This window comes from Polynucleobacter sp. AP-Latsch-80-C2 (genome assembly GCF_018882185.1).
Classification (GTDB): domain Bacteria; phylum Pseudomonadota; class Gammaproteobacteria; order Burkholderiales; family Burkholderiaceae; genus Polynucleobacter.
This window is the reverse complement of record NZ_JACVOY010000004.1, coordinates 152,876-171,930: the sequence shown is the minus strand read 5'-3', so window position 1 is coordinate 171,930 and position 19,055 is coordinate 152,876. Positions and strand designations below refer to the sequence as shown.

The 19,055-nt window shown below is 46.0% G+C and carries 20 protein-coding genes; 11 read left to right on the top strand and 9 right to left on the bottom strand.

The window, feature by feature from the left end:
• Window positions 1–6 precede the first annotated feature (6 nt).
• The 4 genes from ICN47_RS06345 (at window position 7) to ICN47_RS06330 (ending at window position 4,766) form a co-directional block, all read left to right on the top strand.
• Window positions 7–2,136: a molybdopterin cofactor-binding domain-containing protein gene (locus ICN47_RS06345; protein WP_216219049.1), complete on the top strand. Its 2,130-nt coding sequence runs from the start codon at window positions 7–9 to the stop codon at window positions 2,134–2,136.
• A 90-nt stretch (window positions 2,137–2,226) separates the two neighbouring features.
• Window positions 2,227–3,462 carry a bifunctional glutamate N-acetyltransferase/amino-acid acetyltransferase ArgJ gene (argJ, locus tag ICN47_RS06340; protein ID WP_216219048.1) on the top strand — a complete coding sequence of 412 codons (1,236 nt, stop codon included), beginning with the start codon at window positions 2,227–2,229 and terminating at the stop codon, window positions 3,460–3,462.
• Window positions 3,463–3,477: 15 nt separating this feature from the next.
• Window positions 3,478–4,335 carry an ATP-binding protein gene (locus tag ICN47_RS06335; RefSeq protein ID WP_216219047.1) on the top strand — a complete coding sequence of 286 codons (858 nt, stop codon included), beginning with the start codon at window positions 3,478–3,480 and terminating at the stop codon, window positions 4,333–4,335.
• A gap of 14 nt (window positions 4,336–4,349) precedes the next feature.
• The gene (locus ICN47_RS06330) at window positions 4,350–4,766 is read left to right on the top strand and encodes an NUDIX domain-containing protein (RefSeq protein WP_216219046.1); all 417 of its coding nucleotides are present in this window, start codon (window positions 4,350–4,352) and stop codon (window positions 4,764–4,766) included.
• Here the strand turns inward: ICN47_RS06330 and zapD are convergent.
• Genes zapD through ICN47_RS06300 form a run of 6 tightly spaced genes read right to left on the bottom strand, consistent with a single transcriptional unit; the run spans window position 4,763 to window position 10,082 of the window.
• Window positions 4,763–5,515 carry a cell division protein ZapD gene (zapD, locus tag ICN47_RS06325; RefSeq protein ID WP_216219045.1) on the bottom strand — a complete coding sequence of 251 codons (753 nt, stop codon included), beginning with the start codon at window positions 5,513–5,515 and terminating at the stop codon, window positions 4,763–4,765. The two genes, ICN47_RS06330 and zapD, sit on opposite strands and share 4 nt — an antisense overlap.
• Window positions 5,516–5,541: 26 nt before the next feature.
• Window positions 5,542–6,213, bottom strand: a complete 672-nt coding sequence (coaE, locus tag ICN47_RS06320; RefSeq protein WP_370626278.1) for a dephospho-CoA kinase — start codon at window positions 6,211–6,213, stop codon at window positions 5,542–5,544.
• Window positions 6,168–6,668, bottom strand: a complete 501-nt coding sequence (locus ICN47_RS06315; protein ID WP_216219044.1) for an A24 family peptidase — start codon at window positions 6,666–6,668, stop codon at window positions 6,168–6,170. The genes coaE and ICN47_RS06315 overlap by 46 nt, the downstream gene beginning before the upstream one ends.
• Window positions 6,668–7,720, bottom strand: coding sequence for a type II secretion system F family protein (locus ICN47_RS06310; protein WP_216219043.1), 1,053 nt, complete (start codon window positions 7,718–7,720; stop codon window positions 6,668–6,670). Before ICN47_RS06310 ends, ICN47_RS06315 begins: the two co-directional genes overlap by 1 nt.
• The gene (locus ICN47_RS06305) at window positions 7,717–8,796 is read right to left on the bottom strand and encodes a GspE/PulE family protein (protein WP_216219042.1); all 1,080 of its coding nucleotides are present in this window, start codon (window positions 8,794–8,796) and stop codon (window positions 7,717–7,719) included. Before ICN47_RS06305 ends, ICN47_RS06310 begins: the two co-directional genes overlap by 4 nt.
• Window positions 8,793–10,082 (bottom strand): HlyC/CorC family transporter, encoded by a 1,290-nt coding sequence (locus ICN47_RS06300; protein WP_216219041.1) that lies wholly within the window; start codon window positions 10,080–10,082, stop codon window positions 8,793–8,795. Before ICN47_RS06300 ends, ICN47_RS06305 begins: the two co-directional genes overlap by 4 nt.
• Window positions 10,083–10,199: 117 nt before the next feature.
• Between ICN47_RS06300 and ICN47_RS06295 the strand changes: the two genes are divergently transcribed.
• Window positions 10,200–10,709 (top strand): methylated-DNA--[protein]-cysteine S-methyltransferase, encoded by a 510-nt coding sequence (locus ICN47_RS06295; RefSeq protein WP_216219040.1) that lies wholly within the window; start codon window positions 10,200–10,202, stop codon window positions 10,707–10,709.
• Here the strand turns inward: ICN47_RS06295 and ICN47_RS06290 are convergent.
• Window positions 10,706–11,680 carry a squalene/phytoene synthase family protein gene (locus tag ICN47_RS06290; protein WP_216219039.1) on the bottom strand — a complete coding sequence of 325 codons (975 nt, stop codon included), beginning with the start codon at window positions 11,678–11,680 and terminating at the stop codon, window positions 10,706–10,708. The genes ICN47_RS06295 and ICN47_RS06290 overlap by 4 nt on opposite strands.
• Before the next feature lie 108 nt (window positions 11,681–11,788).
• On the opposite strand from ICN47_RS06290, the gene ICN47_RS06285 reads away from it, so the two are divergent.
• Together ICN47_RS06285 and ICN47_RS06280 are read left to right on the top strand one after the other, a co-directional pair.
• Window positions 11,789–13,204, top strand: a complete 1,416-nt coding sequence (locus tag ICN47_RS06285) for a sodium:solute symporter family protein (protein ID WP_216219038.1) — start codon at window positions 11,789–11,791, stop codon at window positions 13,202–13,204.
• A 104-nt stretch (window positions 13,205–13,308) separates the two neighbouring features.
• Window positions 13,309–14,328 carry a 2-dehydropantoate 2-reductase gene (locus tag ICN47_RS06280; protein ID WP_216219037.1) on the top strand — a complete coding sequence of 340 codons (1,020 nt, stop codon included), beginning with the start codon at window positions 13,309–13,311 and terminating at the stop codon, window positions 14,326–14,328.
• Window positions 14,329–14,421: 93 nt separating this feature from the next.
• Here ICN47_RS06280 and ICN47_RS06275 read toward each other — a convergent pair whose 3' ends face one another.
• Window positions 14,422–15,189, bottom strand: coding sequence for a fumarylacetoacetate hydrolase family protein (locus ICN47_RS06275; protein ID WP_216219036.1), 768 nt, complete (start codon window positions 15,187–15,189; stop codon window positions 14,422–14,424).
• A gap of 56 nt (window positions 15,190–15,245) precedes the next feature.
• Here ICN47_RS06275 and ICN47_RS06270 point away from each other — a divergent pair, with 56 nt between their 5' ends.
• A complete protein-coding gene (locus ICN47_RS06270) occupies window positions 15,246–16,181 on the top strand; it encodes a reductase (RefSeq protein WP_216219035.1) in 936 nt (311 codons plus the stop codon).
• 6 nt (window positions 16,182–16,187) lie between these two features.
• Here the strand turns inward: ICN47_RS06270 and ICN47_RS06265 are convergent, their stop codons facing one another.
• Complete coding sequence (locus tag ICN47_RS06265; protein WP_216219034.1) at window positions 16,188–17,192, bottom strand: polyprenyl synthetase family protein; 1,005 nt, start codon at window positions 17,190–17,192, stop codon at window positions 16,188–16,190.
• A gap of 75 nt (window positions 17,193–17,267) precedes the next feature.
• Between ICN47_RS06265 and rplU the strand changes: the two genes are divergently transcribed.
• From rplU to cgtA, 3 genes are all read left to right on the top strand, one after another.
• The gene (gene rplU / locus ICN47_RS06260; protein ID WP_011902040.1) at window positions 17,268–17,579 is read left to right on the top strand and encodes a 50S ribosomal protein L21; all 312 of its coding nucleotides are present in this window, start codon (window positions 17,268–17,270) and stop codon (window positions 17,577–17,579) included.
• Window positions 17,580–17,598: 19 nt separating this feature from the next.
• The gene (gene rpmA, locus ICN47_RS06255) at window positions 17,599–17,859 is read left to right on the top strand and encodes a 50S ribosomal protein L27 (protein WP_011902041.1); all 261 of its coding nucleotides are present in this window, start codon (window positions 17,599–17,601) and stop codon (window positions 17,857–17,859) included.
• An 87-nt stretch (window positions 17,860–17,946) separates the two neighbouring features.
• The gene (gene cgtA / locus ICN47_RS06250) at window positions 17,947–19,035 is read left to right on the top strand and encodes an Obg family GTPase CgtA (RefSeq protein ID WP_216219033.1); all 1,089 of its coding nucleotides are present in this window, start codon (window positions 17,947–17,949) and stop codon (window positions 19,033–19,035) included.
• Window positions 19,036–19,055 lie beyond the last annotated feature (20 nt).

Genomic DNA, 19,055 nt, shown 5'->3' with positions numbered 1-19,055 from the left:
AACAATATGAAAAATAATTCCGTTAAGAGTTTAGGTCGTCGCCAATTTATTCAGCATGGTGCATCAGTATCAGGTGCATTTGTTCTTGGAATGTACCTGCCATTAGCTAGTGAGGCAGCTACTAGTGCTTCTGCGCAGCCTGCATTAGCAAATGCTTGGATTCGTATTACGCCCAATAATCAAATTACTTTGATTTGTGCTCGCTCAGAGATGGGTCAAGATGTCTACACATCAATGCCTGCTTTGTTGGCGGAAGAATTAAATTTGCCACTCTCCATGATTAAGGTGGAGATGGCAGGTGTGGCGCCGGTTTATATCAATGCCTTGCTGGGGGGTCAAATTACTGGCGGCTCAACATCTGTTCGCGAAGCCTTCGATAAGCTGAGAACAGCCGGCGCAGCGACTCGCACCGTGTTAGTAGAAGCGGCGGCTGCACGCTGGAAGGTATCACCTGAAAGTTGTCGGGCAATGAATGGCAAGGTTACTCATGTTGGCGGCAAGTCCGCAACTTATGGTGAGTTAGCTGCCGATGCGGCTAAATTACCATTACCTGAAAAGCCAGCCCTAAAGCCGCCTACAAAATTTATGGTGATCGGTAAAGAAAGTATGCGGCGTTTGGATACGCCCTTGAAAGTAGCTGGTAAAGCCATCTATGGAATCGATGTCAAGATTCCTGGTATGGCAATTGCTTCTTTGGCGCAATGCCCAGTTATTGGAGGAACACCTACTTCATTTGATGCATCTGCTGCCATGAAGGTATCAGGCGTGATAAAGGTAGTTCAGATTTCAGATGGTGTCGCAGTATTAGCTAAAGATTTTTATGCGGCTCGAAAAGGGCGAGATGCTCTCAAAATCGTTTGGAATGAAGGCCCTAATGCAAATTTGAATACCGCCATGATTCGCAAAAGCTTAGAGGAGTCATTGACGAAAAAAGGCGCCACTATTAAGACGGCTGGCAATACTGATGCCGAGTTGGCTAAAGGCAAAGTCATTAGCGCCCAGTATTTCTTGCCCTATTTAGCCCACTCCACAATGGAGCCAGTCAATTGTTCTGCTGATGTATCTAATGGTAAGTGCAGAATTATTGGGCCGATTCAGTTTCAGCAGGGTGGTGAAGCAGTTGCTGCTGCAGCAGCAGGTGTAAAGCCTGAGGATGTCACCATTGAAACAACATTCTTAGGTGGTGGTTTTGGTCGCAAATTAGAACTTGATTTCATTCGACAAGCTGCTGAGATTTCTAAGGCGGCTGGCATGCCTGTCAAGATGTTGTGGACAAAAGAAGATGACATTACGCATGACTTCTATCGTCCTATGAGCCTTCATAAGGTAGAGGGTGTATTGGGTGCAGATGGAAAATTAAATGTTGTTAAAGCGAAGATGGTTTCGCAATCCGTTACTGCTCGTGCATTCCCTGGGTTTGTAAAAGATGGCTTTGATCCTTTCATGGTCGAGGGCTCTCAAAACGTGACCTATGATGACGTACCAAATTTGGATCTTACCAATGTTATTTCTGATACCGGCGTGCGTGTTGGATATTGGCGCTCGGTAAGTAATGCATTAAATGCATTTGCTATTGAAAGCTTTGTTGATGAAGTCGCATTGGTGGCCGGCAAAGATCCTGTTGCATTCCGCTTGGCATCGCTTGGCAGAAAGCATCTGAGAGCAAACACTGTGCTCAATATGGCTGTGAAAATGTCTGGTTATACCCCTGGTAGTAAGCGTTTTGGGGTGGCGCAGATGGAATGTTATGGCACCTATTCAGCCTGTGTTGTTGAGTTAGATCCCACTGCAACTCAAACTAAAGTAAAGAAAGTGACTTTTGTTGCAGATTGCGGAATAACAGTTCACCCTGATCAAGCGAGAGCGCAATTAACGGGCGGAGTAATTTACGGTCTCAGTGCAGCCCTTAATAATGAAATTACGATTGAAAATGGTCGAGTACAACAAAGTAACTTTAATAACTACCCATCTCTACGTCAAAATCAGGTGCCTGTGGTTGAGGTTCATTTGATTCCAAGTGAAGAAAAGCCTGGTGGCTTGGGCGAAGTCGGGGTTCCTTTGGTAGCCCCTGCTTTGGTAAACGCTATTGCTGCCGCAACTGGCAAGCGGATACGTGAGTTACCAATCAAGGTATAGGGTGTTACAAAGCTAGCTCTAAAGTAAGTCAAGAAGCGCGCCATACTCTGGCGCGCTTTGTTTTTGTACGTCATCTACAATTGTCGAACTATGACCGTTAACTTACCTCTCCCTCAAAAATCAGACCTCAAGCCTATTGCAGGCTTTGAGATGGGTATCGCTCAGGCCGGAATTAAAAAGGCCAATCGCAAGGATCTATTGGTCATGAGATTGGCGCCAGGTTCGCAAGTAGCTGGTGTATTTACGCTCAATCGCTTTTGTGCAGCCCCCGTTCAAGTATGTCGAGAGCATTTGGCTCAAGAAGGTCGTAACGGCGAGATTCGGGCATTGGTCGTCAATACAGGCAATGCCAATGCGGGCACCGGTGAGCAGGGCATGAAGCATGCCCTAGAGACCTGCGCCGCTTTAGCAAATGACCTCAAATTAAACCCAGAGCAAATCCTACCTTTTTCTACCGGTGTGATTTTGGAGCCTCTACCCATTGAGAAAATTATCTCTGCTTTACCAGCGGCAGTTGCAAACTTAGGCGAAGACAATTGGTTGGATGCGGCTGAAGCCATCATGACAACGGATACTCAGCCGAAGGCTTGCTCCGCTTCAGTTCAGAGTCCTGCTGGCCTAGTGACGATGACTGGTATCTGTAAGGGTGCCGGCATGATTCATCCTAATATGGCAACGATGTTGGGCTTCATCGCTACTGATGCAGGCTTTGCACCAGGCTTGTTGACCGGCTTGACCCGTGAGGTTGCCGACCAATCATTTAATGCCATCACTATTGACGGTGATACCTCAACAAATGATTCTTTCATCATCATGGCGACGGGAAAATCTACCGTTCAGATTAGTTCCACAGCTGATGCCAACTATGCCATTCTGCGTGATGCCCTGATTGCGATCGCTAGAAAGTTAGCGCAAATGATTGTGCGTGACGGCGAAGGCGCAACAAAATTTATGACTATAGAGGTCGTTGGTGGCAAGACGGTTGAAGAATGCCGTTTAGTAGCGAAGGCTATTGCCCATTCACCTTTGGTAAAGACAGCCTTTTTTGCGAGTGACCCTAATCTTGGGCGAATCCTGGCAGCCATTGGGTATGCGGGTATCTTAGACCTGGATGTTGGCAAAGTTCAAATGTGGTTGGGAGACGTTTGGGTTGCCAAGGATGGTGGGCGCAATCCTAGTTATCAAGAGGCTGATGGCCAAAGGGTCATGCAGGCTTCAGAGATTACGATCAAGATTGATTTAGGTCGTGGCACGGCTTCGCAAACGATGTGGACTTGTGATTTATCGCATGAATATGTTTCGATCAATGCAGACTATCGCTCTTAATAAAGCCAAAAAATCATGAATGAAAAATTAGAGCAACTTTTAAATCATCTCGAAACTTTCCTGCCTAAGCCTTTAACGGAGAATGAGTGGAAATCTTCTACTGCATTTAGATGGCGTAGACGCGATAGTATTTTTGGTAGCATTGGATTTATGCAGCCGGTTAAGCATGTTGCAGATATTACCTTTGACGATCTGAAGAATATTGATCGTCAGCGTGATGCCATTCGGGACAACACCAAAAACTTCATTCAAAAAAAGCCCGCTAATAATATTTTGCTCACTGGCGCTAGGGGTACTGGTAAATCTTCCTTAATTAAAGCGAGCTTGCATGAATTTGCAAGTCAGGGCTTGCGCTTGGTCGAGGTTGAGAAAGATCATTTAGCAGACCTAGCGGATATTGCTGATATCTTGGCCGAGCGGCCTGAGCGCTTTATTGTTTTTTGTGATGACCTGTCTTTTGATGAAGGTGAATCAGGCTACAAGGCCATGAAATCAGCCTTAGATGGCTCAGTTTCTGCGCAAGTCGACAATATTTTGATTTACGCTACTTCAAATCGACGCCATCTTCTACCCGAATATATGAAGGATAACGAAGGTTATTCTTATAGTGATGATGGCGAAATTCATCCGGGTGAGGTGGTTGAAGAAAAAATTTCTTTATCAGAGCGATTCGGATTATGGCTGTCCTTTTATCCCCCCAAGCAAGATGAATATTTAGCTATCGTGGCACATTGGCTAACGCACTTTGGCTTAAGTGCGTCACAGATTGAAGCAGCACGTTCCGAAGCTTTAGTCTGGGCGCTTGAACGTGGCTCACGTTCTGGTCGTGTCGCGTGGCAATTTGCTAAACATTGGGCTGGATCGCACGCTTAAAAGCGGTTTATTTTATGGCTCAAGATCAGCGTCCCGTCACAGAAGTTGCGGCTGGTATCTTATTGGATACACAAGGTCGCTATTTATTAGGACAAAGACCAGAGGGCAAGCCCTATGCTGGTTACTGGGAAGTGCCTGGTGGAAAAATTGAAAAAGGGGAGTCTGTTTTTGAGGCTCTCAAGCGTGAGCTGCAAGAAGAGTTGGGTATTGAGATTGAGTCTAGTGAGGAGCTGACGGTTCTAGAACATGATTATCCTCATGCTTATGTGCGTTTGCATGTGAGTGTGATTCGCCAGTGGTCAGGTACCCCTGTAGGCTGTGAAGGTCAGGCTTTATCGTGGGAGTTGCTGACAGCAAAAACACCTTCAGTTGAACCCCTTTTGCCGGCCGCTTGGCCAATGCTGGAAAGGCTGAGAGAGCTACTCGCTTAAAACTGACAGAGCGTCAGCTTGAATGGCACATCTACGTTGACGTGCTGTGCTTTTTTATCCCGATCTGCTTTTAAGAAACGAACCGAGAGTAGATATTTATTGGCGCTAATTTCTGAGAAGAGCGTGTCATCTTCAACAGCCAGACGCATTAATTGATAGACTTTTCCTGAGGGTGCTTGCTGAAAAGAGCCATTGTGTGCAACAACATCTTTGGCTTCACCCGATTGACGAAGTAAGCGTAAAAATAATTGACAAGCTTCTTGCCATGGCAAGAGTGGTGTAACAAATTGATCGAGTAGTGCGCGACGTTCACTCGAGGGGCTATTTTTCCAGGCATGATAGCTCGGTAAATCTATCGGGCTGGTGCCGCCGGGAATATTTAATCTAGTGCGGATGGCATTGAGCCACTCGCTTTCTGAGATGGCTAAATTTGGCCTACCCATCGAACTGTTAATGCTACTTGCAACAGAATCAATTTCACTAAGGGTTTGGGTAAGAGCTTCTTGATCTACTTTTTGCGATGACTTAAGACCATTCAAGTTGTATTTCTGACGCTCAAATTCTTTTAAGAGTAATGACTTGATGTCACCGCGTGATCCGATGTCGCCGAGATCAAACAAAATCGAGATTGCATTGTGGTGAAGTTCAGGATCGTCAGAGCGATTAAAGTGATTGAAACGGGCGTACAAATACTCCAGCCGAAGCATGCTTCGAACTAATTCGTTGAAGGGGTATTCGTAAACAATCACAAGCCCATATTCTATGACGAACTGGCTTAAGCTTTCTTAATCCCTAGGATTTTTTGGTGCAATTGCTCAACAGCCAATTTGAGCTCAGCCAAGCTGCCTTGGTTTTCAATGACGGCATTTGCCAGCCGAAGTCTCTGTTGACGGCTTGCCTGGGCGTTTAATATCCCTTCGACCTCAGTTCTAGATAGCTTGCTGCGCTGCATCACCCTCTGGATTTGGGTTTCCTCTGGGCAATCAACCACTACCAGGTAATCAACTTGGCCTGCCCAGCTTCCAGACTCAATTAAGAGGGGAACTACAAAGACAAGGTATGGAACACCAGTATCGGCCAATTCCTTGGCCTGCTTTAGGGTCTCTTGGCGAATTAAAGGGTGGGTAATTTCCTCTAAGGACTCTCTGGCATCCGGAGAACCGAAGACAAGGGTTCGCATTTTGGCTCTATCTAGAGCGCCATTAGGCTCAATAAACTCAGGTCCAAATTTCGCCTGAATCAGCGGAATAGCAATTCCACCAGGAGCGGTAATCTGATGCGCTATCAAATCGGTATCGATGATGCCGGCACCCATTTGACCAAGTAAGTCGCTGACTGCTGTTTTGCCTGAACCAATTCCCCCGGTTAAGCCAACTAAAGGCAGAAGTTCCCTTAAGGTACTTAAGGGAGATTGCTCAGAAGGAATGGTAGGAGATGCTGTGGCCATAACAACTCAATAATGCCAGCAAAGGCAAGAAATGGCCCAAAAGGAAAGGCGTGACGAGTATTTTTTTTGCGCCATTTCAAGTAGATCAGCCCACCAATAAGGCCGGAGACTGAGGCAATCAGTAGGATGCTTGGTAAAGCCGCCCATCCCAACCAAGCGCCAAGAGCCGCCAGTAATTTTGCATCCCCCATGCCAATTCCATCTTGCTTTTTAGTTAGACGGTAAAGACGATTTAAGAGCCAGAGAGACCCATACCCAATAGCTGCCCCAGTAACAGCGCTAACAGGATCAACAAAGCTTATAGGTGATAGCTGATTAAAAAGAATGCCAGCAATGATGAGTGGCAGGGTGACAAAGTCTGGAAGCCTAAAGCTGCGTAAATCAATGTAGCTCAAATACAGTAAAGCCAGTATGAGCAAATAACGGATGAGGTCAAGATTATTAAGTAAACGCATTACACAATCTGTCCAAGATTAAAAATCGGGAGATACAGGATGATGACTAGGCTACCGATGATTATCCCAACAATCACAATTAAAAGGGGTTCAAGTGTTTGGCTAAGGGTATTTAATCGATTGCTTAGTTCGGAACCCAAAATATTGGCACGCTTGCAAAGCATGCTATCTAGCGAACCGCTCTCGGATGCAATCCTGAGTAATTGCAGTGTTTCAAGATCAAATAGGATCTGTTTTGGATCTGCCCTGGTTAATGATTCTCCTAATGGCCAGCCTCGAGTGAGCTGCTTAAATACCTCGGCGCTGAAATCATGGCTAAGCCAATGATTGGATGATTGGGCTGTAACCCGCAGGGCGTCTGGCAAGGAGAGTCCTGAAGAAATGAGGTGGCCGAGTGTTCGACACCAATGCGTTAAGGTAGCCAGCCTTAATAGCGGGCCGAGGATAGGAAGACGAAAACTGAGCCGATCACATTGCCTTTGTAGGCGCATAGACTTCGCCCAACTAAGGTAAAAGGTGACAATGCTTAGAACCAAGCCAAACCCAAGCTCAAGAAAGTAATGCTCTATCAGGGAGGAGGCTTGGATCAACATTCGCGTGGGCCCCGGAAGCTCTGCCTGAAAGTTGGCAAATACATCCTTAAAGACGGGTACCACCCAAACCATCATGACAATTACCAGTGCCAGAGAGGTCGTTAGAGTGATGAGGGGATAAGCCAGCGCTTGCTGTACTTTACGGCGTAATTCAATTTGCGCTTCGAGTTGTTCGCAGATGGCGGTAAGTGCAAGTTCAATATCTCCCGTGCGTTCACTCACACTGATGAGATTAATCAATTCCATCGAGAAAAGATCGGCATTCAAACGGAGACATTGTGACAGGCTGTACCCATTTTTTAATTGAGCATGAATGTTTTGTAACCATGCATGCCATGATTTGGGCGCGGTTTGGTAGATCAGCTCGATGGCATTTAGAAGTGCTAGGCCAGCCTGCAGTAAGGTAAGGAGTTGCCGAGCAAAGCCAAGTTGATCTTGTTTGGATAGTCTGTGACTCATGCCCAGGTACCCACTTCCGCGGCTAGAGCATCCTGTGTAATCCAGCCTCTTTCAACATGGCGTATTCCTGCGGCATGCATAGAGGGGTAACTTAAGTCAGGATTTAATATATGGGATGTATTGAGTACCTCATGAACGCCCAGACGCCCAAAGTATCCAGACCCCTTGCAGGACTCACAAATACTTTGTTGTGAATTGTCTTGTCCATGGCAGTGTAGGCAAGTTTTGCGTACTAAACGTTGAGAACTAATACTGCGAATGCAAGATTCAAGTGCGCCTTGATCAACACCAAGATTTTGCAATCTGGATACGGCAGCACGAGCATTGCGGGTATGCAGTGTGCTTAAAACGAGATGCCCTGTTTGCGCTGCTTGAATAGCAAGTTCAGCGCTGGCCTTATCCCGAATCTCACCAATCATGATGACGTCTGGATCCTGTCTGAGCAGGGCTCGAATGATGATTGAAAAGTCGAGGCCTGCTCGTGGATGGTAAGCGACTTGATTGATACCTGGTAAACGAATTTCAATCGGATCTTCAATAGAGCAAATATTGCGGTGCATGTGATTAAGCGCCTGCAAGCAGCTATACAAGGTACGCGTTTTACCGCTCCCGGTTGGGCCGGTCACCAAAATTAATCCATTGACTTGGGACAGAGCGCCTTTAAAAATATCCAGTTGCTCAGGTAATAGGCCTAATTGGTCTAGCGCGAGTTCATCAATTCGGTTTGGCAGAATACGAATGACTGCTTTTTCTCCATAGAGGGTTGGCAGTATGGATACTCGGCAATCTATATCCGGTCTAGAAAAATCATGACCTATACAAAGGCGCCCATCTTGTGGAAGGCGCTTTTCAGCTATATCAAGCCGCGCCAGAATTTTGATGCGAGTAATGAGTCGTTCGTGGAGTTCAGCAGAATATTGGGAGTGCTTTTGTAATAAGCCATCTACTCGGATGCGCACTAAGGTGTTGTGCGGGCCGGCCTCAATATGAATATCACTCGCCCTGGAGTTAATCGCATTAACAGCGATTTCATGCCAGATCCGAATAATGAGTGAGTCATCATGATTTACTCTCAATCTTGATCGCTATTAGTAGCGGGTCGATATAGTTTGACGGTTTTAATACCCTGCTCATCAAATTGCACGATCTCCATCACGACTCCTGCAAGGCGCACGCTGACATCATGATCAGGAATCGCCTCAAGCTTGTCCAGCAGTAATCCATTTAAAGTGCGCGGACCATCTAGCGGTAAATTAAGATTGAGAAGGCGATTGAGGTCGCGAAGTGAGGCGCTGCCGCTGGCTAAGTAAGTGCCATCAGCAAGCCAATGAGGGTCGGTAGATAGGTTCGAGAAGGATGTTGTGAACTCACCAATTAACTCTTCAACAATATCCTCGAAGGTAACGAGACCTAATACTTCGCCATACTCATTTACAACCAAGCTCAAGCGTTGTTGGTTGTCTTGGAAAAATTGCATCTGCTGCAGTACGGGTGTGCCGCTGGGGATGAAATAGGGTTCATTCACCAAAGACTTAAAGTCCTCATGTTTTAGATCGGTATCACCAAGCAGAGAAAGCGCCTTCTTCACCGACAAAATACCAATGATGCGCTCTGAGTCACCATCGCATACAGGTAATTTGTTGTGATAACAGGTCTCTAGCTGCTGTATTACTTCATCGATCGGTCTAGAAAGATCTAGAACCTCAATCTTGGATCGAGGCGTCATGACATCATCCACTGTAATTTTTTCTAGATTGAAAAGGTTGAGCAAAATATTGCGATGGTGAGTTGAGACGAAGCGATTGGATTCCAGCACGAGGCTACGTAACTCCTCTTTGCTCATCGCCCGGCTATCTGCAGAAGACTGTAGACCGGAGACTCGCATCAGGCCAGAGACAAAGCTATTGATAAGCCATAGCAGGGGCTTGAAAATAAAGGTGAGGGGCAGGATGAACCAGCCAACGCTGGAAGCAATTTTTTCTGGAAAGGCTGCGCCAATGACTTTCGGTGTGATTTCGCTAAAAACAATAATTAGCAAGGCAACAACGAGTGTAGCGATAGATAGAACGAGACCACTTTCTCCAAAAATATGAAGCGCAATACCGGTAACTAAAATCGGTAGGATGGTATTGATCAAATTATTGGAGATCAGTAATACGGAAAGTAATGAATCAATGCGCTTGAGAAGTCTTTCAGCTAAAGCAGCACCAGCATTGCCGCCATTGGCCATGGCACGTAGCCGATGACGATTGGAAGACAACATGCTGGTCTCTGCCATGGAAAAAAAGCCAGATAGTGCGAGTAGAAATAGGACTAGCGCTAGTTGGCCTATGAAGGGCCAATCGTCAAAAAAGGTGTCCATGTGATTTGCCTGCAATAAGTAAGATGGATTCAATATAGCAAAGTGTTATTTCACAAGCTATAGCTTGGGCGTAAAGCTACGTCATCTCATCTCTGAATGTGTGTGAGAATCTTCCTTATGGCTTCCTCTCCCCAGAAAACTTCTCCCGACCTGCAGTATTGCGTCATTGAGGCGCCCTTTGGGCGTTTGGGGATCGAAACAGAAATGGTGGAGGGTAGTTTGATGGTTTCCAGAATCGACTATTTGCCTGTTAAAGCAGTGTTAATCAAACCCCGGAATCAATTGGCTCGTGAAGTAGCTAAACAATGCCAGGCTTACTTCAAGAATTCAGATTACCTCTTTGATCTACCTTTGAAGCCACAGGGTACGGATCATCAAAACAAAGTTTGGAATAGCGTATTGAATATTCCCGCTGGCCAAACAAGCACTTATGGGCAGGTCGCAAAACAAATCAAGAGTGGGGCGCGTGCAGTGGGAACTGCTTGCGGTGCCAATCCCTATCCTCTCATTACACCTTGTCACCGCGTAGTTTCTGTGCAAGGTCTTGGTGGCTTCATGAAAGAGGATGCACCAGGGTTTTATCGGCAGATCAAAATCTGGCTTTTAAAGCACGAGGGAGTAATTTAAGTTCTATTGAGTTTTCTCAGTGAACCAGTCGATAGATAAAAAAATACTTTCATCAAAATATCACTAGAGGCAGCGAGCTTCGTAAGGCTGTAAAAGCCCATGACGGTGCTGCGAGAGAGTTTGACTTCATCTTTATGAGCAAATTGCTTACGATTGGCAATCTTAGAGAGGGTCATGGCAGCTAAGCCAAATGCCAAAAAGCAAAACTGTCGCATCCCAATATCTTGCTTGGGTATTAATTGGATATAGCGCAAGGAGTCTTCCAGTTTTTGATAGGCAATGCACAGTAACTCCGATTGGCTGACGTTGGTTGGCTTCCAAGACACACCACGAGCCCTATCTTCAGGGGAGTCCTTCAATATATTGGTCATTTGTAGTGCTTGACCAAAGGCGATGGAAAGGTCCTCATGTCCACCGATATGTTTGGCAAATTCAGGAGAGTGGTTGCTAAAAATAGTGGTGAGGAGTTCGCCAACAACGCCTGCAACTACATAACAGTATTCTTCGAACTCTTGAAGATCTTTAAGGCCTAATGCATTTTGTTTGCCATGAAAGTGCGACATGCCATTGGACATAATCGAAACGCAGCGACTTACAGCGGCCTGATCGCTAAGAGAGCAGGTATGCAAAATACGGAGAACCGTTGGTGTATGAATAATTAAATCCAACTCATCTTGATTGCTGTAATTCTTGAGGGCCTCTAGACAAGGGGTTACAAAAGAATCAACAGAAGATTTTTCAAGGACCGCATCTAAAAAAAGTTTAGAGAGTGCTTGTTTAGTGCCTGGACTTAAGTCTGCGGCATCTTCAATCGTATCGACGATGCGGCACAGCAAATAGGTGTTGCCAACCACTTTCTCGATAGCTTGGGGCAGCAAGGGAATGGTCAATGCAAAGGTGCGGGAGACTGATCCCAGAATGGTTTTCTGATATGCCAAATCGGCATGAGGGTTCTCTTCAAGGGAATTCACCCTTGAATTATGTCAGACCAGCCCGCATCAAATTGGTACTTATTCCCTTATTGCTAAAAGTGACAAGGCCATATAATTTGACCAATTTCCTTAAGGAGAAACTGGGCGATGTTGATTTGGTTTGTCATCATCTATTGGGTGGTATCGGTAGGCATAGGCTTATGGGCCGCCCTACGCGTGAAGAACACTGCAGACTTTGCTGCAGCTGGCCATAGCTTGCCCTTGCCTATTGTTACGGCAACGGTTTTTGCCACTTGGTTTGGATCTGAGACTGTCTTAGGTGTTCCGGCCACCTTTTTGAAAGAAGGTTTGGGCGGCATTGTTGCGGATCCTTTTGGCTCTTCACTCTGTTTGATTTTGGTGGGACTCTTTTTTGCAAGACATCTCTATAACCGTCGCATGCTCACCATCGGCGACTTTTTTCGTGAAAAATATGGCCGCACAGTAGAGGTACTGGTTACCTTATGTATTGTGGTTTCCTATTTAGGTTGGGTAGCTGCACAAATTAAAGCGCTCGGTTTGGTATTCAATGTAGTTTCCGAAGGTAGCATTTCACAGACGGGTGGCATGTTGATAGGCGCAGGAAGTGTGTTGATCTATACGCTCTTTGGTGGCATGTGGTCTGTAGCAATTACAGACTTTATTCAGATGATCATCATTGTGATTGGCATGCTCTATATTGGCGGGGAGATGACAGCACAGACCGGCGGCATCAGTGTTGTGGTTGAGCATGCTTCGGCTGCGGGGCTGTTTAGTAATTTCTGGCCAGAAATGAATCTGGCATCCATTCTTGGCTTTACCGCAGCCTTATGCACCATGATGCTCGGCTCAATTCCGCAGCAAGACGTTTTCCAGCGTATCACTTCATCAAAAAACGTCAACATCGCAGTACAGGCAGCCCTTTTGGGTGGCGTGCTGTATTTCATCTTTGCTTTTGTGCCGATGTATTTGGCGTACTCTGCAACCCTCATCAGCCCTGATTTAGTGAAGCAATATTTGGATACTGATCCACAAATGATTTTGCCAAAGCTAATTTTGAATCATGCCCCTGTCTTTGCTCAGGTCATGTTCTTCGGTGCGTTGTTGTCCGCGATTAAGAGTTGCGCAAGTGCAACCTTATTAGCACCATCGGTTACCTTTGCGGAAAATATTGTGCGAGGCTTTTTTAAACATTTAACCGATCATGATTTACTGAAAGTCATGCGTATTACAGTCTTGTGTTTTGCAGTAGTGGTGACCTTCTTTGCCGTGAACTCTGAATTGTCGATTTTTAAGATGGTAGAAAGTGCCTATAAGGTCACTTTAGTGGCTGCTTTTGTACCGCTGGCTTTTGGAGTCTATTGGCCTAGGGCAAATTCTTTAGGGGGTCTTTTGGCGGTGGTCTGCGGTTTAACGGTATGGATCAGCTGTGAAGTTTTGGCTCCCCACGATATCTTGCCTCCTCAATTGGCTGGTTTATTTGCCAGCATTGCAGGCATGCTTTTAGGGAGTCTGGTGCCAAAAGATATGCTCAAGGCGGTCTAAAGGGCATATTGCCTAAAAATTAGGCAATAATATTTTGTTGCAGTGCAAAATAATCTCCTCTAATATGGCATTAATTCAAAAATTTTTGTTCTTATGGAGTTCCTATGAAAATTTGTGTGATCGGTGGAGGAGGCGCAATTGGCGGTTATCTTGCTGTCATGTTGGCCCGAGCCGGCAATGATGTCACTGTCGTTGCGCGTGGCGCAACATTAGCAGCAATTAAAGAGCGTGGTCTCGCGCTAATTATGGATGACCAGCCTGAGCCTTTAGTTGCAACGGTAAAAGCGGTCGAAAAAATTAAAGATGCAGAAACACCGGATGTCATTATTCTGGCAGTCAAGGCGCATCAAGTGGAGCCGATTATTGATGACTTAGCTGCCATCATGGGACCAGAGACAATCTTGATCCCAATGCAAAACGGTATTCCATGGTGGTACTTCCAGAAGTTGGGTGGCGAGTATCAAGATCATGCTGTTGAAACAGTTGATGCTGGTGGTCTTGCTAAAAAAGCAATTAACCCAAACAACATTATTGGTTGCGTAGTGTATCCAGCAACCTTTACTCAAGCTCCTGGTGTGATTCGTCACGTAGAAGGCAATCGCTTTCCGCTGGGCGAATTAGATGGCAAGACAACAGATCGTATTCAGAAAATCTCCGAGATGATGACTGCTGCAGGATTTAAGTCACCGATTTTGGATGACATTCGCTCTGAAATCTGGCTCAAGTTGTGGGGCAATATGACCTTCAATCCGATTAGCTCTTTAACGCATGGCACGCTAGAAGGAATCTGTCAGTACCCATTAACCAAAGAGTTGGCACGCAATATGATGGCTGAAGCGCAGACCATTGCTGAAAAATTAGGAGTAACTTTCCGGGTTGATATTGAGCGTCGTATCGCTGGTGCTGAAAAAGTCGGTAAGCATAAAACCTCGATGTTGCAAGACTTAGAGGCTGGTCGCAGTTTAGAGATTGATGCTTTGCTTGGTTCTGTTATTGAGCTTGGCAAGATCACTAAAACGCCAACGCCTTGTTTGAATACCGTATTTGCTTTAACTAAATACTTGGATGAAAACGTTCAAGCTTCTAAAGGTAGTTTGGCGTTGCCATCGGTTTCTGGCTACTAATAAAAGAGAGCCACTGAGTTAGTGACTAAGCCCTATAAAAAAACCCTTGCTTTGTGAGTAGCAAGGGTTTTTTGTTATTTGCTCAGAATGGATTTATTCGAAGCGATTATCCAAACGACCTACGCCATCAATAATGATGCTGACATTGCTGCCGGGTTTCATAGAGCCTACACCAACTGAAGTGCCGCAAGCAATAATGTCACCTGGTTCCAATGGCACATCTTGTGAAATCAGACTGACCAATTTTGCAGGCGGGAAAATCATATCGGCAATAGGATAGTTTTGACGCTCTTGCTCATTCAAGATGGTCTTGATGTGGAGTTTGCTTGGATCAACATCAGTCGTGATGTAAGGACCAAACACACCAAAGGTATTAAAGCTTTTTGAGCGTGTCCACTGGGCATAACCCGGGTCACGATTGAGAATTTCAATCGCGGTGACATCATTGATGCAGGTATAACCAAAAATGGTGTTTGCAGCTTCAGCTTCGCTGACTCCATGACACCGCTTGCCAATCACAATCCCCAGTTCGCCTTCATAAACCACTTTGCCTGAGTAAGACTTTGGTGTGCGAATCACTTGGTTAGCTGCTAAAAACGAGTTATTGCCTTTGAGGAAGTACAAAGGCTCTGCAGGTACAGCATGCTCCAGCTTGGTTACTAATGCATGAAAGTTATCTACCATCGCAACCATTTTGGATGGCGTACATGGTATATCAATCGTGACGTCTGCTAGCTTGAGCGTCTCTCCAGTGGCCTTAGGTTGATTAAAAAGATCGCCGGTATAGACAGCGATTTGATCGCCTTGAACTTGCCCTAAACCACTTTTTCCTTGGTGTTGATATCTCAGCCATTGAGCCATAATCAGTTCCTGTGAAGTTTAATATTTAATAAGCAATATCTTACAGGGATGTATTGATGGCAAAGACTTCAGAACTGCCTTTTGCACCAGAACAGGATCAGCCAGTTCGCTATATCGAGCGCACCCGAAGCTATTACTTCGGATTGGGTTATGACAACCCTTACGTATGGGCACATTACTTGGATGTGCCATTTGCGCCCTTAAAGAAACCTCTCAATCAGTCTGCACTCGGCCTCATTACTACCGCCGTACCTTACGATGCTGATAAAGGGCCTCAAGGAAAGGGGTCACCCTATAACGCGGCTGCAAAGTTTTATCAGCCCTATAAAAGCGCTATCAATCAAAAACTGGATTTGAGAATTGCTCATGTGGGCGTCGATCGCAAAAATGCCAATATGGAAGAGCTTGAATGTTGGTTTCCGTTGGCTGCGGCAAGACGTGTGGTTGAGATGGGCAGACTCCGGATGGTATCGCCAAACTTTTATGGTTTACCAACGAATCGCAGTCAGCGTCACACATTAGAAATTGATGCCCCGATTATTTTAGAAATGTTGCGTGCAGATAATGTGGATGTTGCCGTTTTAATTCCGAACTGTCCGATTTGTCATCAGAGCCAAAGTTTGTTGGCGCGGTATTTGGAGGCAGCTGGTATTTCGACGGTTGTCATGGGTACCGCGAAGGACATCGTAGAGTACTGCGGCATTCCACGATTTTTATTTAGCGATTTTCCATTGGGTAATGCTGCTGCTCGTCCAAATGATCCAGCATCGCAAGACCTTAACTTTGAGCTTGCTCTGAAGTTATTGGAATCTGCCCCAGCCCCGAGAACCACGGTGCAATCACCCCTGAGGTGGTCTATTGATGCAGATTGGAAGTTGGATTATTCCAATCTAGAGAGATTATCGAAGGAAGAAATTGCGCGCTTAAGCGAAGAGGCAGAGAAGGCGCGCGTTACCGCGCGTGAACTGAGAATGAACAGCGTTGGAAGTTAAAACTACTTAAGTTTGTCTAGCTAGAGAGTATTCGCACAAGGCATGTAATGCGCTAGTAGCTTCATTTTTTGGGAAGTTTTTAATGCGATCTAAGGCTAAGTCTGCTTCGCGTTTGGCAGCAGCCTGGGTGTAATCTAAAGCGCCTGAACTTTGTACGGCTCGCAAAATTTGTGCGAAGACGTCATCAGGTAAATCTTGGTTTTGTTCAATCGCTGCGCGGACTAATAAACGCTCTTCGTTTGTACCGTTTTCTAGCAAATAGATGAGTGGCAGTGTCGGCTTGCCCTCGCGCAAATCGTCGCCAGCATTCTTACCCATTTGCGCCGCGTTTGCGGTGTAGTCCAACAAATCGTCCATCAACTGAAATGCTGTACCAATGTGTCTACCAAAGGCAGCGGCTTGTTCGCGATGCACATCGCTGGCGTTTGCCAGAATGGCGCCAAGTTCAGTAGAGGCTTCAAATAATTTCGCAGTCTTATAGCGAATCACTTGCAGATAACTGGTTTCATCTACTTCTGGATCGTTCATATTCAGAAGTTGTAAAACTTCGCCTTCAGCGATCGTATTGGTTGCATCGGACAGAATTTGCATGACCCGTAAGTCATTTGGGCCAACCATCATCTGGAAGGCTCTGGAATATAAAAAGTCACCTACTAAGACACTTGCTGCGTTGCCAAAAGCGGCATTAGCCGTCTCTCGACCTCTTCTGAGGGTGGATTCATCAACCACGTCATCATGCAAAAGGGTGGCCGTATGGATAAATTCCACTACTGCTGCCATTTCCAGGGAATGGGGGGTTGGCTTGCCGTTGGCCAATGCTTTAGCCACCAGCATTAGCAGGGCCGGTCTGACCCGCTTGCCGCCTGCTTGGATGATGTAAGTCGAGATTTGGTCAATTAAGGCGACTTTTGAGGCTAATCGAAGGCGAATAACCTCATCTAAGGCCTTGAAATCTAAGGAAATTGGGGCCAGGATTTGGCTTAAGTCATTGGTTTTGACAGTGCTCGTCATGCAAGATATAATAATGGGCTTAGCTTCTCCAGGGTGGATTAGCTTAAATGTAGATATTAATTGAGGTTTCAAACCATGTACGCGGTCATAAAAACCGGTGGCAAACAATATAAAGTTGCTGCAGGCGAAAAATTGAAAATAGAACAGATACCAGCGGAAATCGGCAGCGAAATCACTCTTGACCAAGTCCTCGCCGTTGGCGAAGGCGCTTCACTGAAATTAGGTGATCCATTGGTTAATGGTGCAGCTGTGATGGCCACTGTCGTCTCCCAGGGACGTCACGATAAAGTGACAATCTTTAAGATGCGCCGTCGCAAGCATTATCAAAAGCACCAAGGCCATCGTCAAAATTTCACTGAAATTTTGATCAACACGATTAAAGCCTAATTCAGGGTAGGAGAAAGATATGGCACAGAAAAAAGGCGGCGGCTCAACACGAAATGGCCGCGACTCAGAATCGAAACGCTTAGGCGTTAAGGTATTTGGTGGCGAGCATATTAATGCTGGCAGCATCATCATTCGTCAACGTGGCACACGTGTTCATCCAGGTGCAAACGTTGGTATTGGTAAAGATCACACATTGTTCGCCTTAATTGACGGTCAAGTGGAATTCGGCGTTAAGGGTGCTTTGAAGAAGGCCCAGGTTTCAGTTCTCCCGCGTTCATAAGACGCCTGACTGAGACACGTTTGATTCAGATTTATTCCGAATTTAACTCTTAGGAACAGGCCTCGCTAAGCGAGGCCTTTTTTATTCATGAAATTTATAGACGAAGCACGTATTGAAGTCATAGCTGGCCAAGGTGGCGCCGGGAGTGCCTCCATGCGCCGCGAAAAGTTTATTGAATTTGGCGGTCCCGATGGTGGTGACGGCGGCAAAGGCGGAAGCGTCTGGGCCATTGCTGATCGCAACATTAATACCCTGATTGATTATCGCTACGCAAAAACGCACACCGCTAAAAATGGTGAGCCTGGTCGTGGTGCGGATTGCTATGGTCGCGCAGGGGATGACATTGAATTACGGATGCCAGTGGGAACCATCATTGCTGACTACGATACTGGCGAACCCATCGCTGACTTAACAACCCATGGTGAGCGCTTATGTTTGGCTCAGGGTGGCGTAGGTGGTTGGGGCAATATTCACTTTAAGAGTAGTACCAATCGTGCGCCACGTCAGAAGACCAACGGCAAACCAGGCGAGCGTCGTAAGCTGAAGTTAGAGCTCAAGGTCTTGGCGGATGTTGGATTGTTAGGAATGCCAAACGCAGGTAAATCCACCTTGATTACTGCAGTTTCTAATGCACGTCCAAAAATTGCTGACTATCCCTTTACTACTTTGCATCCCAATCTTGGTGTGGTGCGGGTTGGGAATGAGCGCAGCTTCGTCATTGCCGATATTCCAGGTTTGATTGAAGGCGCGGCAGAAGGAGCGGGTTTAGGTCATCGCTTCTTACGTCACTTACAGCGTACCGGTGTTCTATTACATTTAGTCGATATCGCCCCGTTTGATGAAAACATCGATCCGGTTGCAGATGCCGTTGCGATTGTGAATGAGCTGCGTAAATATGATGAAGCTTTAGTTGAGAAACCACGTTGGTTGGTGCTCAACAAGGTCGATATGATTCCTGAAGAGGATCGTAAAAAGGTTGTGGCGGATTTTGTGAAGAAGTTTAAGTGTAAGGGTCCCGTATTTGAGATTTCTGCTTTAACGGGTCTTGGCTGCGACAAGCTTTGTTACGCCTTGCAGGATTATTTAGATTCTGTTCGTCGTGATCGCGATGATGCTGAGGAACGATTGGCCGATCCTCGCTACCAAGATCAAGCCGAAGACAAAGCTCCAGATTAAATCCGTATTAGAGATGTTTC

What these genes read in the sequence shown, in the direction of transcription:
- ICN47_RS06345 (WP_216219049.1), top strand. Translation starts at nt 7, where the DNA reads ATGAAAAATAATTCCGTTAAGAGTTTAGGTCGTCGCCAATTTATTCAG.
- argJ (WP_216219048.1), top strand. Translation starts at nt 2,227, where the DNA reads ATGACCGTTAACTTACCTCTCCCTCAAAAATCAGACCTCAAGCCTATT.
- ICN47_RS06335 (WP_216219047.1), top strand. Translation starts at nt 3,478, where the DNA reads ATGAATGAAAAATTAGAGCAACTTTTAAATCATCTCGAAACTTTCCTG.
- ICN47_RS06330 (WP_216219046.1), top strand. Translation starts at nt 4,350, where the DNA reads ATGGCTCAAGATCAGCGTCCCGTCACAGAAGTTGCGGCTGGTATCTTA.
- coaE (WP_370626278.1), bottom strand. Translation starts at nt 6,213, where the DNA reads ATGGCCACAGCATCTCCTACCATTCCTTCTGAGCAATCTCCCTTAAGT.
- ICN47_RS06315 (WP_216219044.1), bottom strand. Translation starts at nt 6,668, where the DNA reads ATGCGTTTACTTAATAATCTTGACCTCATCCGTTATTTGCTCATACTG.
- ICN47_RS06310 (WP_216219043.1), bottom strand. Translation starts at nt 7,720, where the DNA reads ATGAGTCACAGACTATCCAAACAAGATCAACTTGGCTTTGCTCGGCAA.
- ICN47_RS06300 (WP_216219041.1), bottom strand. Translation starts at nt 10,082, where the DNA reads ATGGACACCTTTTTTGACGATTGGCCCTTCATAGGCCAACTAGCGCTA.
- ICN47_RS06295 (WP_216219040.1), top strand. Translation starts at nt 10,200, where the DNA reads ATGGCTTCCTCTCCCCAGAAAACTTCTCCCGACCTGCAGTATTGCGTC.
- ICN47_RS06285 (WP_216219038.1), top strand. Translation starts at nt 11,789, where the DNA reads ATGTTGATTTGGTTTGTCATCATCTATTGGGTGGTATCGGTAGGCATA.
- ICN47_RS06280 (WP_216219037.1), top strand. Translation starts at nt 13,309, where the DNA reads ATGAAAATTTGTGTGATCGGTGGAGGAGGCGCAATTGGCGGTTATCTT.
- ICN47_RS06275 (WP_216219036.1), bottom strand. Translation starts at nt 15,189, where the DNA reads ATGGCTCAATGGCTGAGATATCAACACCAAGGAAAAAGTGGTTTAGGG.
- ICN47_RS06270 (WP_216219035.1), top strand. Translation starts at nt 15,246, where the DNA reads ATGGCAAAGACTTCAGAACTGCCTTTTGCACCAGAACAGGATCAGCCA.
- ICN47_RS06265 (WP_216219034.1), bottom strand. Translation starts at nt 17,192, where the DNA reads ATGACGAGCACTGTCAAAACCAATGACTTAAGCCAAATCCTGGCCCCA.
- rplU (WP_011902040.1), top strand. Translation starts at nt 17,268, where the DNA reads ATGTACGCGGTCATAAAAACCGGTGGCAAACAATATAAAGTTGCTGCA.
- rpmA (WP_011902041.1), top strand. Translation starts at nt 17,599, where the DNA reads ATGGCACAGAAAAAAGGCGGCGGCTCAACACGAAATGGCCGCGACTCA.
- cgtA (WP_216219033.1), top strand. Translation starts at nt 17,947, where the DNA reads ATGAAATTTATAGACGAAGCACGTATTGAAGTCATAGCTGGCCAAGGT.